The sequence below is a fragment of the Rubritalea spongiae genome (assembly GCF_042652385.1).
In the GTDB taxonomy this organism is placed as follows: Bacteria; Verrucomicrobiota; Verrucomicrobiia; order Verrucomicrobiales; family Akkermansiaceae; genus Rubritalea; species Rubritalea spongiae.
Map to the genome: position 1 here is coordinate 3156055 of NZ_JBHSJM010000001.1, position 14474 is coordinate 3170528.

A 14474-nucleotide genomic window follows, 5' to 3' on the forward strand; every position below is an offset into this window, starting at 1 on the left:
ACTTTTGGTATGAGTATTAGTACCCGAAGAGGGGATAGCGGTGAGACTGACTTGCTCTTCGGGAAGCGAGTGCCAAAGAATCATCCACGGGTCGCGTGTTGCGGAGCTGTGGATGAATTGAATGCCCAACTTGGCGTTGTGAGATCGGCTGAGGTTTCTGATGAACTGAGTGATTGTATCGATGGTATACAAAATCGTCTCGTTGGTCTGATGGGAGAAGTTGCGACTGATTCTGAAGATCACCAGAAGTATAAAGAAAGAGCTTATCAAGGGATAAGTCAGGCTGACGTTGAGTGGTTAGACTCAATTGTTAGGGAGCTTGAAGATGAAAAAGGACATCGTTTTCGTGGTTGGTCACGTCCCGGGAAAGCTGGTGCCATTGCAGGCGCATATTTGGACGTGGCTAGAACAGTGTGCCGTCGATCTGAGCTAGTGAGCTGGGAGATCGAAGATGACTATCTCAGTGTCGCCCGCCAGTTTTTGAACCGACTTTCCGATGTGCTTTGGCTGCTAGCAAGAGTTCGGGATGTTGAGGATTGAGGTTACAAAAATGTAACCAGTTAGAGTCACAGATTAGTTGAAAGATTTCTCGATCTGTGCAGTATGTTAGGTGTGACTAAAAAAATACCAACTGACTGGATTATTATCACTTTAGTAGCTCTTATTGGAGTGTCATGTTTGATTGCCTCTTATGAATTAAGGGAAAAAGTCGTACAGATGAGCGAAGAGTAAATGCTGCTATTTAGCTACAGCTTACTTTTTTCTTATTTAGATAAAGGAAAAAATCCAGCTCATTACCTCGGCGATTTTTTTGATATAAAGGTTGGCATTGTATATGCTGTGTGTTAAGCGCGCAGTGCGCTCACGAAAAAAGCATGAATGCGCTTTAAGAATCACGAACTCCTCCAAACAAATGAAAAATTTTAGCAGTTCATCACTTTACAGCTTATGTTTAGTAAGCCTTCTCGGATCAGCCCATGCTGCTTCGATTGATTTAAATTTTGGATCAGTTGATAAACAAACTGAGTTAAACAACGATGGTACAATGAGTTTTACAGCTCCTATTGCCAATGATGGGACTACCGACATCTACGCGCTCATCGTCGCGGAGACTTCTTACACTCAAGGTGGCAGTGGTGGCAGTGGTTCTGCTGCAGATGATGTGAAGATTAACCAAGCTCCTAATACCACGACAAACTTTACTCTGACCTTGTATCAAAATGAAGAGCTAACTGAAGTTTATGATCCAGGTGTAAGTTTTTCTTACGATCTATTTTTCTATGATATTGACGGGCATAACACTGAAGGAGATAAGTATTATGATATTGTGACGGTTTATACACCATCAGTGGTCACTTATACGACAACTACGGAGCTTACTATTACGAACAATGCTGATGGATCTGTTACGGCATCAGGAATCAATACAAACGGAGTTCCTGGGCAGGACGGGCTCACGTCTTTCAATCAAGCTCAAGCTGATGTAGCGGCATCATTTACTTTTACTGATACAGCATCCGTGAACTTTGATTACACTATTGTAAATAACTACAATTCAGGTCAACGCAATCTCTTGATTGATGGTGGCAACTTGACTTTTGGCACATTTGATACAGACACCACAACTGTTACAGCAGTGCCTGAGCCTTCATCTACTATGCTACTCGGTTTAGGTAGTCTTGCGCTCATTTTGCGTCGCCGCAAGTAATGTCTAAATTGTATCATTGTTAATCCTTTTCAAAGCTTTCACTTTTATAGTGGGAGCTTTTTTATTTTTATGAGGCGGTTGTTATAAATCACACACATGGGTGCATCAAGTATTGAGGTTTATGATGTATTTATACATATGTTTGTATTTGTGAATTATATTTATACATTTGAAGAATTTTATTGGTCGATTATTTATATCAATACACTTGTGCTGCGCTCGTTTGTGTGTTAGTAGGTGGGTGTTCCAGCATGATGTGAATGACACATGTTGGTGCATAGAGATAATTCAATAGATAAAAAAATGAAAAAAGTATTAATCCCCTTAGTAGCTCTCGGAGCTGCGCTACCTTCATATGGTACGATTATCCTTGATTTTAGTAACTTTGATCCTAACACATCTGTGGTCACATCAGGTGGCTTCGATACAGTGAGTTATGGTATAGTGGCAAATGATGGTACTAGCGATATTTATGCTCGTCTTGTATCATCAGAACCGGCTACGAACTATAGCGGCACCAGTAGCAATACTGGTATTACTTTGGCAAAAAATGATAGTATTACATTCACACTATCGCTATACCAAGATGCCAGCTACACTAATTTATATAATCCAGTAGCATCGTATGATTGGTCTCTGATGTTTGCTGATATTGAAGGTGGCGGAAGTAACGGAGCTCATGAGAAATTGACGATTGCTACGCCTGGAACATATACCTTAGCAGATAATAACTTTTTGTCTGTGACGACCGATGCAAACGGAACTACATTCAGTGCTCAGGGGCAATCTACCATAGCTAACCCACAGCCAGGAGATACTGAATTGACTACTACGCAGGCCCAGGGCGCAGTTCAATATAATATTACAGACCTTTCTCAAGTTACATTTACGTATGCGGCAATCAATTCGAACCGGACAGCATATGTTTATGGAGGAAGCCTTACTTTTGCGGATGGTACACCGACAACAACAACTACTGTAACAACTGCAGTTCCTGAGCCATCCTCAACAGCGTTGCTTGGTCTTGGTGGACTTGCGCTAATCATGCGTCGCCGCAAGTAATTGCAGGGAGATCAGTGAGTAATTCTTAATTATTAGAGCCCTCGCATGTGGTGCGAGGGCTTTTTATTGTTCAGATGTCACCATGAAATTATGGAATGACGGTAACGATAGTGACTTGTTGGTCTTTAAAATACTTTTGGGCGGCAGCGAGGATTTCACCGGTGGTGACGGCTTTGATTTTTTCAGTGATTTCTCGGTGATGGGTAGGGCTGAATCCTAGGGCTGTATCGATTGCGCAGAGACGAGCCATCGCACTGTTAGATTGGTTACTGAGAGCTTGCTTGGCGAGCCATGAGTTTTTGACGGAATCGAGGGTAGATTCGCTCATTCCTTCTGTAGCGATGGTTTGAATTGTTTTGAAAAGTTCTGCTTTTGCGAGATCTATTTGATCAGGAGAAGTTCCTAGGTAGAAGCCGAACAGCCCTGTGTCGTGTCCGCGAAATTGAGTAGCACTACAGTAATAGGCGAGGCCTAGTTCTTCTCGGATTCGGGTGAAGAGGGGGCCCGCCATGTCAGCGCACCAAGCGTGTAGGAGATCGAGTGCGTGGATGTCTTCAGAGTGAATCGAGGCTCCTCGGTAGCCGAGTGCTAGGACTGCTTGTTGCTTGTCGAGTGTGAGTTTGATTTCACTTGGTTCTCCGTGTGCCTGAGAAGAACTGTAATGAACTTGGCCTGGTTGGATTTGGCTCAAATGTTTTTCAGCAAGTTCTATGACTTCATCTTTCTCAATATTGCCAAAGATCGATATCTTAGTGTTGGTGGCAGTGTAGTAGAGAGAGTGATGTGCGTTGATAGCTAGTTGGCTGATGGATTCGAGTGAGTTTTCAGTTCCTAAGCGGTTGATGCCATAGCCTTGTCCTGCAAATAGCTTGGAGCGCATGGTGCGGAAGGCGAGAGAGACTGGATCTTCGTTTTGCTCTAACAAGGCTGTGAGTTGTGCTTTGCGCTCGAAGTCTATGTTTTCCTGGTGGAAGGCTGGATTCGCGAAGGCATCTCCAAATATTTCCAACACGGTATCGAGATCTTGACTGAGGCAGCTGGCTGCGACCGCAGAGGTGTTATTACCAGAGCTGGCATTCAAGCTTGCTCCAAGAGTTTCTAACTGTGTAGCGATTTCGGCTCCGCTGCGAGAGCGTGTTCCTTTGGTGAGAAGTGCGGAGAGCAAGGTGGAAATGCCGGCATTTTCAGGAGTTTCGGCAGTGAGCCCGCCGCGAATAGCTGCTTGGATTGAAACCATTGGGAGGCGAGAATCAGCACAAAGGTGCAGTTCGAGACCATTGCTCAGTGTGTGGCTGGTGATTTCTTTCTCTGTATTGCTAGATTCTTGTTGGGCGGCATTCTCGTCGGAGCCTTCAGGATCGAGTGAGGTGACGGTGAGTTTGCTATGATCTAACAAGTATTGCTGGCAGACACGTCGGATGTCGGCTTCGTTGATCTTTTCGATGTCAGTGACGAAGTCCTTAGTGAAGTTAAGGTTACGTGCTTCATGCCAATTACTAGCAAGGTCGGAGGCACGGCCCGAAGCTGTGGTGAGCGTTTTAAATTGGGATACCAAGGTCATGCGCTTGGCTTTAGCAAGTTCGGCGTCGAGTGGCGCTCCGCAGAGTTTTTCTATTTCTAGGTAGATAGCTTGCTCAAGCTCTTCGCGTTGCTCGTATGGGACTTCGGCTGATACGCTGAATAGGCCAGTGTGTTGTTTGGTGATCCATGCCCAAGAGGCGATATGGAGGCAGAGGCCTTGTTGCTCGCGAATGCTCTGGTAGAGACGTGATGAACGACCTCCTCCAAGAATCGTTGAAAGTAGTTCGAGGGCGGCTGCGTCGGGATGGGTGAGTCCAGGAACTTGCCAAGCCAAGGTGAGCTGCGTGGCTGGGATGGCGAAAGTGGAGCGCTGGAGGCGTTTTCCTAATTGTGGTGGTTCTTCGCTGACTTGTGGCTGCAGAGTAAAACTGCGAGGAATGCTCCCAACGAGTTTTTTTAGAGTTTCTAGTATCTCAACTTTGTCAAAATCACCAGAGATAGCGAGGAAGGAATTTTCAGTGGTATAGCGCGCTTGGTGGTAAGCGATCATGTCGGCGTGAGTGACTTTGTTAAAAAGTTCTAAGTGGCCGATGACTGGTTGTGATCTACCGTCGTTTGCTAAGGCTGTGGCAAATAGTTGGCGTGATGCGCGGCTGTCTGGGTCATCGAGTCCCATATCGATTTCACGGCGAATAACGTCCTTTTCCTTTTCAAATTCATCTTCGGGGAAGCTGGGTTTAAAGACCATTTCAGTGACAGCTTTGAGGAAGGTTTCAGCAGATTCTTTCGGGCCATCAATATAGTAGACGGTTCTGTCAAAAGTGGTGTAGGCATTCCATTGGCCACCTGCAGCTTGAACTGTCTGAGAGAGTTCTTCTCCTGTGAAAGATTCAGTGCCTTTGAAGACCATGTGTTCGAGTAAGTGCGAAAGTCCGGCGCCCATCCAATCTCCTTCATGGATGCTACCGGTTTCTACCCAAACTTGGGTCGAAATGACTGGAGCGGAGGAGTCGGAATCGAGGATGACTTTGAGTCCGTTATCGAGCGTATGTAGAGTGGCTGTAGTGTCTGGAAACATATTCTTGTGGGGCGGATGATGGGTGACTCAGAAAAAATGACGATGAGAAAGTTTGGCTGATTAGCGAAATGAAATTCCATAAAAAAGCCACAACTCAGAGGAGCTGTGGCTTTTAGAATATTTTTGAGGATGAACGTTTCGATAATCAATCAAGCAGTAAGGGCTTTTGCTGAATTTGGGAGTTTGAGTGAGCTTATTGCTGCGATGAGAGTGAGTATTGAAGCTGTCCATAGGCAGGCTGGTAGGCCCGCGATAAGGTAGACAGTACCAGAAAGAAGGGTTCCTAATAATCGACCGCAGGCGTTCGCCATGTAATAGAAACCGACATTAAGCGAAACGCTGTCTTCATCTGTATAGGCGAGGATAAGGTAGGAGTGGAGGGAGGAATTTATGGCGAAGATGAAGCCAAAGACGCATAGCCCTCCGATTAGTGTGGTGGTGAGGTGGAAGTCCGCAGTGACTGCGATCGCCATGATGGCGCAGATGCCACTGAGTATGAATACCCAAATCTTGGCAGATTTAACACAGTGAGCGAGTGAGTCGGCACTTTTTTGCGACGGCTTGATGCCAGTGAGCTTCGGTGCAAATGCTTGGACAAAACCATAGCCGATGACCCAGCAGGCCATAAACCCACCAACTTTCCAGAAGTCCCAGTGGAGGACATCGTGGAGGAAAATAGGCAGGCCGACGACGAACCAGACATCGCGTGAGGCGAAGAGGAATGCGCGAGCGAAGGAAAGTCGGTTGATCGCCGGACTTTTAGAAAAAAGCTGGGAGAACTTTGTTTTTTGTTTGGATTTACCGAAGCTGCCTTTGACCCAAATGAGGCTGATAATGAGTACAACGACAAGCATAGCAGCAAGGCTGTAGAGGGCGTTATCGAATCCTAATGTGGAAAGGAGAAGACTGCCGAGGAAGAAGCCGACGCCTTTTAGCGCGTTCTTTGAGCCAGTGAGTGCTGCCACCCATTTGAAGAGTTTGCCTTCATTATTCGAGCTGTCGTTGATGACGAGTTTGACGGCGCTCTTGGAACTCATTTTTGTGAGATCTTTAGATACACCAGCGAGAGCTTGAACGAGCATGACGAAACCAACCGCAACGAGGTGTTGCCAAGAGCTATCGACTAAGGTCAGCGCTGAGAGCGCGATGATCTGAAGTGTGAGACCGACGAAGAGAGTTTTTCTGAGTCCGTAACGGGAACCTACCCAGCCGCCAACTAAGTTGGTAGCAATGCCTGCACATTCGTAGAGTAAGAAAAGAAAGGCGAGTTGGACGGGTGAATAGCCGAGCTCATGGAAGTGCAAGAGCACAATCATGCGCAAAGCTCCGTCAGTGAGCATGAATGCCCAGTACGCTAGAGTGACGAGTGCGTAGGTTCCTTTAGTCACGGTGTCTGAATGGTTTTGTTAGGAAATGGATTGGGCCACCTTAGTGACGAGATCCATGAGGCGGTTGGCGTAACCGACTTCATTGTCGTACCAGACGTAAAGTTTAAGCATGGTGCCGTCGACTACCATGGTGGATGGAGCATCGATGATACCTGAGCGTGTGTCATTGGTGTAGTCTGCGGAGACGAGAGGCTTCTCTTCGTAGCCTAAGATGCCTTTGAGTTCTCCTTCTGCGGCCTCTTTGAGTAGAGTATTTACTTCTTCGACAGTGACTTCGCGTTTGAGCTCGAAGACGCAGTCAGTGATGGAGGCATTGAGCAAAGGCACGCGGATAGCGTGGCCATTGAGTTTTCCTTTGAGCTCAGGGTAGATCATTGTGATCGCAGTGGCAGAACCAGTAGTGGTCGGGATAAGCGAGTTGACTGCTGAGCGCGCACGGCGGAGATCCTTGTGCGGAGCATCAACGATGACTTGGGTGTTGGTGAGGTCGTGTAAAGTGGTGATTGTGCCACGGACGATGCCAATTTTTTCGTGTACGACTTTGATTGGCGGCGCGATACAGTTGGTGGTGCAGGAGGCGGCGGTGACTATGCGGTGCTTGGCGGGATCGTAGAGGTCGTCGTTACAGCCCATGACAACATTGAGAGCCTCGTCTTCTTTGACTGGCGCGGCGACGACTACTTTTTTAACGCCTTGGGCGAAGTAGGCTTCGAGTTGTGCGACGGTTTTGAATTTACCTGTGGCTTCGATGACGATGTCGCAGCTGGACCAATCAGTGTCTTCGATTTTAGCATTTTGGCTGAATGCGATTTCTTGTCCTTCGACGGTAATTGAGTCGTCAGTGTGGCTAATATCGCGTTGCCAACGGCCATGAACAGTGTCGAACTCGAGAAGGTGAGCGGCAGTGGCAGCAGGTCCACCGAGTTCGTTGATTTGAGTGATTGTGTACTCTTTGTTGTCGAAGCCAGCTCTGAAGCCGAGCCTTCCCATACGGCCGAAGCCATTGATTCCAATTTTCATAGATAATTTAGGTTAAGTAGAAAGTGTTTAGCAGCAGTTGTTGTCAGGAGCGCAGAGTTCTGGGCGACCTTGGCAGCAATCCTCGGTGAGGAACTGGATGAGGTCGCGCATGCCATCGACTTCGAGGCTGTAGATGATGCTACGGCCTTGACGCTTGCTTTGAATGAGACCGGAGGAGGTTAGTTCTTTTAAGTGGAACGAGAGGGTGTTGGGCTGGATCTTCATGCGCTCTGCAATTTCACCAGCACATAGCCCTTCTTCGCCTTGGCGCACGAGTAGTCGAAAAATCTCTAAGCGAGATTCCTGAGAGAGCGCTCCAAGTTTGAGAACTGCGTCTTGCGATGTCATATTTCGACAGTTATTGAAATATCGATGAGATTGCAACTGGTGATTTGTGACAAATTTGACGATGTGAGATTTTAGGAAGGAATCGATTTGAAGCGAGGTGGGGGAAATGGCTAAATTTTGCCGTGGAATTTGAAGCACGTATTTTATGGCACTCGGCGAAGTGGCTTCCATTTATCAAGTGGCCGTCTTCTGACGAAATTGATTTTGGTGATTTTATTGTGAAATTCTATTTTGCTAGAGGCCTGGCCGAGAAAATGGATGGGAGTGGCGTTGCTGAAGCCTTGGCAACCTTTTCACCTGTGAGTGGGCAGCTAGGAGTGCTGGGAATTCAGGGACGAGTTGAAACGGAGGATTTTTTGCTAGATCTGCAGAAGTCGCAAGATGGGAGCGAGGTCGAGGGCTGTGAAATTATTGAAAAGTTAGAGCCTGAGCGGAGTGAAGTATTGAAAGAGAGTCAAGAAGATGGGCTGCCGATCTTTCTGTTCAAAGATAAGTTGGTGATTCGTCCAGCTAAGGAAGCGGGGCGCGTTGTGCTGCGTGGTGAGTGCGACGCTGCATACTCGGAGCTAGCGATCACTTTAGCGTGTTTTTTGGTGTTTAACCGTTATGTGCAAGATGTGCCACCAGCTGGTGGCGAGTTCGATTAGGCAGTTTTTTTCCAGACGCGCGCTGAGAGGAAAAGGCTTGCAACTCCTAGACCGGTAGCGAGTCCCCACCAGATGCCGCGTGCTTCGAGGCCGAAGTAGTGGGCGTAGAGGTAGCCAGAAGGGATGCCGACTACCCAGTAGGAAAGGATAGCAATATTTGCTGGAGTGCGGGTGTCGTGGAGACCACGGAGTAGGCCGGTGGAGGCGACTTGAAGTCCATCGACAATTTGGAAAACTCCAGAGACGATTAGTAGTGATGCTGCGAGGCTGACGATGCCAGAGTTATCGATGAACCAGTTAGCAATGGTTGTTCCTGCGAAGATGAAAATAGCTGCGGTGGTGCAGGAGGAAATGAGGGTGAGAACCCAACCGGTAGTGACGATACTGCGCTGGCGTTGGGTATCATTTCCTGTTTCCCCCATGCGAACTGTGAGAGCCATCGAGATACCTAGCGGGATCATGAATGCCATACCTGAAGACTGCAGAGCGATCTGGTGGGCCGCTAGAGCTTCAGCTCCAAAGACGCCGATCATGAGTCCCGCTGCAGCAAAGGTGCTTACTTCTGCGAGTGTTTGTAAACCTGCGGGAAAACCAAGTTTGAGGAGAGAGGCAATTTCTTTCCAGTCAGGTTTCTTGAGCCAATGTTCGGGAATCCAGTCGCTAAGGCTTCGGTCCTTGGAGAACCACCAGATCATTCCTATGACAATAAAGATGCGAGCGACGAAGGTGGAGATGCCTGCGCCTTCGAGGCCGAGTTCAGGGAAGCCCCAGAGGCCGAAGATGAGGGCGGCATTGAGGAGAATATTTAAGCCGACTCCAGCCATAAAAATCCAGAATGCGGGCCAAGGGCGGTCGAGAGCATCGGCGTGGTTTTTGAGAGCCAGCGACATGATGCAAGGGATCAATGACAGCATTATAATGAGGTAATAGATCTCGGAGCGCGCAACAACTTCGGGCGGCTGCTTGAGCTGGTCGAGAAAAGGGAAGGCCAGCATTGAGAGGAGAAACATTACTAAACCAATGAGTGCCCCGAGGTAGAGCCCATTTCGGCAGACATTGCGCGCGAAGGCGGTTTCGCCTTTGCCTCTGGCGGATGATGTGTGGATGGAGACGCAGGTGAGAACGCCAATGCCAAAAACGAAGGGGACAATCCACAGGCTGTTGGCGAAACTAAGAGCAGCGAGGTCGAGGACTCCAACCTTGCCGACCATGATGGTGTCGACTACGCCCAAGAGCATTTGCCCTAATTGGCCGATGACGAGAGGGACGGCGAGGGTGAAGATGCTTTTAGTTTCGCGTAGGTTCATTTGAGCTGCGAGAACATTCACGCAGCTTTAATGAGATTCAAAGAATAAACGGCTAAATCTCGCGAAGGACTTAAGTTGCTCTACTGGACTAAGGTGTTAGGACACAGTCCTGTTGGCTGGCGCGCTCGTTAGAGCATAGTTGCTGAATGATTGCTTCTAGTTCGCTGCGGTGTGATGGATAGAAGTTAGAATCACTTTCTGGTTGTACTGTAGAATGTGGGGCAGTTGGACAGAATTGTTCAACGAGTGAGTCGTAATTATAACCACTATCGATGGCGGCAAGGAAGGCTCCGCCAAGTGCTACGGAGCTGGAGACGTTGATCCGCTTGGTTTCGGCTTGGAATACATTGGCCGCGCATTGTGCTATGCCTGTATTTTTTGAGGCACCCCCTGTGAGGAGCACTGTTTCAGGTGTGAGCTCTAACCACTCGGTGTTGTAGCGGATGTTGAGGAATTGCCCCTCGAGCACGCCGCGAACTTTTGTGGCTGTGTCTGCAGTTGCATAGTCCCAGTTGTTAGTGACGAGTTCGTTTGGTGAGACTCGTGGGGTGATTTCTGGGATGAAGAATGGTAGCGCGAATTTGCCATTGTTGCCTGCTGGCTGGGATGCAATGGAATCGCGTTCGAAATCGTTCCAGCTAAGCTTGTCATTTTCTTTGACTGTTTCGCGTGCGAGTGAGCCATTGGCAATGCAGGTGAGAGTCATAAAGCCGCCGAGTGGGTTGCCGAACACGTGACCATAGCCGTTAGGGTCGGTGAGAGCTTCAGGCATGGCTGCGAAAAGTGTATCGCTGGTGCCGAGGCTGATGACGAGCTTGCCAGGGTGGGCGGCTCCCATGCCTACGAGGCTGGCTGGATTGTCGCCTGTCCATGTGAGAATTCTGCAGTCGGGCTGGAATCCGTACTTCTCGACGAAGTAGGAAGAAATGTTGGATACAAAGCTACCGGAGCTTGCGAGGGGAGGGAGCTTGTCTACTAGATTAGGGGCTGTGGCTTCGAGTAGGGCTGGGTCCCAGTTAGCATTTGTTAGATTTACGAGGTTCATGCCGGCGCCGTCACCGAGATCGATGGGGGAGGATTTACCTGCGAGGACAGAGGCGAAGAAGGATGAGTTGAGGTGGATGAGAGTGGTTGCTGCGTAGCTTGCTGGGTCGGTTTTTGCGAATTTTCTAATTTGCGGACCGGAGAAGCGTGGGGTCGCAGTGGAGCCAGAAATAGCGCAGACTTGCTCGTCGCCACCGAGAGCTTGGGCAATCTCAGCACATTCTTCAGACGTTGAGCTATCCATCCAGATGGGTGCTGTTGAGCGCGAGAGCGTGGGTTGGATTTGTTCGGAAAGTGGTTTTTCGGGGGTGAGAGCAGCCAGAGTGCTCGTGAAAGAGTTGTTGAGGTAGACCGTGGCGTGTTGTTGGCCAGCGCCTGAGATGGCTTTAATTTTTGAAAGGTCTGTTTGCTCCTTGAGTTGATCGAGAAGGAGTTCGAGAGCGTCTAACCACATGCCTGGGTCAGCGTGAACTTCCCCATTTTCGCCATTTGGGAGAAACCCTGATGGAGATTGGTACTCTGGTAACGTATTTCCAAAGTTGATGCTGGCTTCAGCAATGATCGAACCATTGGCTGGGTCGATGATGATTCCAGAGATAGATTGGGTAGAGGCGTCTAGACCTAAATACATGGTGGTGTGCTGTTGTTAGAATGAAGTAGGGCAACTTATTTCGCAATAAGTTGCCCTAGACAATTAGGATCGTGGTGAAGTCTGATTAAACGATGTAATCGTTGAGAAGGTTTTCGAGCATTTCCTGGCGACCAGAAGCGAGGACTGGTGCGTCGATGGTGTGGGCGTATGCGTCGAGGCTATCGAGGGTGGTCTTGCCTGCTTCCACGTCAGCTCCGATACCGGAGTCGAAGGTGGAGTAGCGCTGTGCGACGAGTTCATCGAAGCGTCCGTCTTCTACAATCTTAGCTGCGATCTTGAGACCACGAGCGAAGGTGTCCATGCCGCCGATGTGGGCATGGAAGAGGTCTTCGAGTTCGTGTGATTCGCGACGGCGCTTAGCGTCGAAGTTGAGTCCGCCGGTGGTGAATCCGCCCATTTTGATGATGCGGATCATGACATGCGTCGCCATGTAGATGTCTGTAGGGAACTGGTCAGTGTCCCAACCGATAAGTTCGTCACCTTGGTTAGCATCGATAGAACCTAGAGCATCGGCGCCGAGAGCTACGTCCATTTCGTGTTGCATGGAGTGGCCGGCGAGAGTGGCGTGGTTGGTCTCGAGGTTGAGTTTAAAGTGATCGAGTAGGTTGTACTCCCGGAGGAAGTTGAGACATGCAGCAGCATCGGAGTCGTACTGGTGAGTGGTTGGCTCCATTGGTTTTGGCTCGATGTAGAACTGACCAGTGTAACCAATTTTTTTGGCGTGATCGACGGCCATGTGGAAGAAGGCTGCGAGGTGGTCGAGTTCGCGCTTCATGTCAGTGTTGAGCAATGTAGCGTAACCTTCACGGCCACCCCAGAAGGTGTAGCCTTCTCCGCCGAGACGGTGAGTTTGCTCGAGTGCGTGTTTTACGTTTGATGCAGCGTAAGCGTAGACGTTCGCATTTGGACTGGTTGCAGCACCTTGCGAATAGCGCGGGTGAGAGAATAGGCAGGAAGTTCCCCAGAGGAGTTTCTTACCGGTAGCTTTTTGCTGAGCTTCAAGAGCATCGCAGACAGCTGCGAGGTTTGAGTGAGTTTCAGCGAGGGTCGCGCCTTCTGGTGCGATGTCGCGGTCGTGCCAGCAGTAGTAGTCCATGCCCATTTTATCGAGGAATTCGAAGAAAACGGGAACGCGGTTGAGAGCATTTTGGAGAGAGTCTGAGTTATCGTCCCATGGCATGAGCGCGGTTCCAGAGCCGAAAGGGTCGGAGAGTTCGTTGCGCATGACGTGCCAGTATGGGGCAGCAAAGCGAAGCCATTCTTTCATTGGTTTGCCCATGATCGTTTCATCTGGGTTGTAGTGACGGAATGCGAATGGGTTGCTTGTTCCAGTGCCTTCGAACTGGATTTTTGGAATGTTAGAAAAATAATTAGACATAGGACGATATGTTGTCGGAGTAGGAAGGTAGTTGCTTGATTTTAGTTTGTCTTGCTTATGCGCGAATGAGGTTGGATATATTGCGAAATTTTATCATTGCCAGCAATGTTTATATGCTTAATTTGTGGTTTGTGAAAAAACTATATCGCGTAGGTCTTTTTATGGAGAAGAACATAGGATTCAATCGAAATGTGATTGAAGGCATTTATGCGTTTAGCCAAAGAAAGAAGAATTGGGTTTTTTATGATGCGTCTCCAAGTGTTGATTTGGTAGAAACTTGTAAGCATTGGAAGTTAGATGCGGCGGTTTGCCACATTAACACGGATGCGGTAGCGAAGGCTGCGGAGGAGCTTAACATTCCTGTCGTAAATACTACAGACTCCTTGGTGGGCTGTAAGTTGCCGCTGGTAGATGTGAATCATTTTAAGGTGGGAGAAATGGCTGGGACTTATCTCAAGAGTTTAGGCGTGAAGAGTTTTGGTTATTTAGGCCATGCCACATTACAGTACTCGAAACAGCGCCAAAGTGCCTTTTTGGAGGCAGTGAGTGATGTGAGTGAAGCGCATGTGTGTCACGTCGGCTATACGCCAACGATTACCACCATGGAAGAGGCTCGGGAGTCACGGAGGACAATGAGGAAGTGGGTAGAATCTCTGCCAAAGCCGACAGCGGTATTTTGTTCCAACGATATTCCAGCGCGAGATTTAGCGGATGTTTGTCTAGAGTTAGGAATCGCAGTTCCTAAGGACATCAGCATTTTGGGAGTAGATAATGATTTCGTGGAATGCAGGCTTTCTCGGCCACCGCTTTCTAGCATCGACATCCCCGCAGCACGGGTGGGATATACGGCTGCTGAAATGATTGACGATATGTTGAATGGTAAGAAACTACGATACGATGGTCATTATACCCCTGATCCAGTGCGCGTGGTGGAGCGTGAATCGACAACGCTGAACGCGGTGCAAGATGAGAACGTGAGGAAGGTGCTCGATTACATTGATGCTAATATTAGTGAGGTTCAGAAAGTCGAACAACTTGTCGCATTGGTACCACTATCGAGGAGAAGTCTCGAATTGCGGGTTCAAGCATGTCTCGGACGCTCGTTGTGGGATATTGTTTTGGAGAAGAGAATCAACTACGCTCGCGTGTTGCTTCAGCAAAATGAACTGAGCTTGCAACAGGTTTCAGATGCCTGTGGATTCGCTAGCTCTCGGAGGTTTTACGCAATATTCCGTAAGTACTGTGGGTGTAATCCGACAGCTTTCCGCAAGATGAAGACCCTGACTTAGGTTTAGGTTAGGCCGTGTGGGAAAATTGCTTC

12 protein-coding genes are annotated in these 14474 nt (G+C 48.5%); 5 read left to right on the forward strand and 7 right to left on the reverse strand.

Translation table 11 applies throughout. The annotated features are described in order from the left end of the window. Nucleotides 1-9: 9 nt before the first annotated feature. The 3 genes from ACFPK9_RS14060 (at nt 10) to ACFPK9_RS14070 (ending at nt 2770) form a co-directional block, all read left to right on the forward strand. Complete coding sequence (locus ACFPK9_RS14060) at nt 10-540, forward strand: cob(I)yrinic acid a,c-diamide adenosyltransferase (RefSeq protein WP_377095668.1); 531 nt, start codon at nt 10-12, stop codon at nt 538-540. Nucleotides 541-913: 373 nt separating this feature from the next. Then, the gene (locus ACFPK9_RS14065; protein ID WP_377095670.1) at nt 914-1708 is read left to right on the forward strand and encodes a PEP-CTERM sorting domain-containing protein; all 795 of its coding nucleotides are present in this window, start codon (nt 914-916) and stop codon (nt 1706-1708) included. A gap of 303 nt (nt 1709-2011) precedes the next feature. After that, on the forward strand, nt 2012-2770 hold the full coding sequence (locus tag ACFPK9_RS14070; protein WP_377095672.1) for a PEP-CTERM sorting domain-containing protein: 759 nt from the start codon (nt 2012-2014) through the stop codon (nt 2768-2770). A gap of 88 nt (nt 2771-2858) precedes the next feature. Here the strand turns inward: ACFPK9_RS14070 and ACFPK9_RS14075 are convergent, their stop codons facing one another. The 4 genes from ACFPK9_RS14075 to ACFPK9_RS14090 all read right to left on the reverse strand — a co-directional run bounded on the left by ACFPK9_RS14075 (nt 2859) and on the right by ACFPK9_RS14090 (nt 8125). Then, nucleotides 2859-5369 (reverse strand): M16 family metallopeptidase, encoded by a 2511-nt coding sequence (locus tag ACFPK9_RS14075; RefSeq protein WP_377095674.1) that lies wholly within the window; start codon nt 5367-5369, stop codon nt 2859-2861. A gap of 149 nt (nt 5370-5518) precedes the next feature. After that, the gene (gene arsJ, locus ACFPK9_RS14080; RefSeq protein ID WP_377095676.1) at nt 5519-6757 is read right to left on the reverse strand and encodes an organoarsenical effux MFS transporter ArsJ; all 1239 of its coding nucleotides are present in this window, start codon (nt 6755-6757) and stop codon (nt 5519-5521) included. An 18-nt stretch (nt 6758-6775) separates the two neighbouring features. Then, entirely contained in the window at nt 6776-7777 is a 1002-nt protein-coding gene (locus ACFPK9_RS14085; protein WP_377095678.1) for an ArsJ-associated glyceraldehyde-3-phosphate dehydrogenase, read from the reverse strand. Between the two features lie 27 nt (nt 7778-7804). Further along, the gene (locus ACFPK9_RS14090) at nt 7805-8125 is read right to left on the reverse strand and encodes an ArsR/SmtB family transcription factor (protein WP_377095680.1); all 321 of its coding nucleotides are present in this window, start codon (nt 8123-8125) and stop codon (nt 7805-7807) included. Nucleotides 8126-8247: 122 nt separating this feature from the next. Here ACFPK9_RS14090 and ACFPK9_RS14095 point away from each other — a divergent pair, with 122 nt between their 5' ends. Next, nucleotides 8248-8772, forward strand: coding sequence for a hypothetical protein (locus ACFPK9_RS14095; protein WP_377095682.1), 525 nt, complete (start codon nt 8248-8250; stop codon nt 8770-8772). Here the strand turns inward: ACFPK9_RS14095 and ACFPK9_RS14100 are convergent. The 3 genes from ACFPK9_RS14100 to xylA all read right to left on the reverse strand — a co-directional run bounded on the left by ACFPK9_RS14100 (nt 8769) and on the right by xylA (nt 13153). Next, nucleotides 8769-10079 carry an MATE family efflux transporter gene (locus ACFPK9_RS14100; RefSeq protein WP_377095684.1) on the reverse strand — a complete coding sequence of 437 codons (1311 nt, stop codon included), beginning with the start codon at nt 10077-10079 and terminating at the stop codon, nt 8769-8771. The genes ACFPK9_RS14095 and ACFPK9_RS14100 overlap by 4 nt on opposite strands. Nucleotides 10080-10167: 88 nt before the next feature. Next, nucleotides 10168-11754 (reverse strand): xylulokinase, encoded by a 1587-nt coding sequence (locus ACFPK9_RS14105; RefSeq protein WP_377095686.1) that lies wholly within the window; start codon nt 11752-11754, stop codon nt 10168-10170. An 85-nt stretch (nt 11755-11839) separates the two neighbouring features. Further along, entirely contained in the window at nt 11840-13153 is a 1314-nt protein-coding gene (gene xylA / locus ACFPK9_RS14110) for a xylose isomerase (protein ID WP_377095688.1), read from the reverse strand. Nucleotides 13154-13314: 161 nt separating this feature from the next. Between xylA and ACFPK9_RS14115 the strand changes: the two genes are divergently transcribed. Continuing rightward, entirely contained in the window at nt 13315-14442 is a 1128-nt protein-coding gene (locus tag ACFPK9_RS14115; protein WP_377095690.1) for an AraC family transcriptional regulator, read from the forward strand. Nucleotides 14443-14474 lie beyond the last annotated feature (32 nt).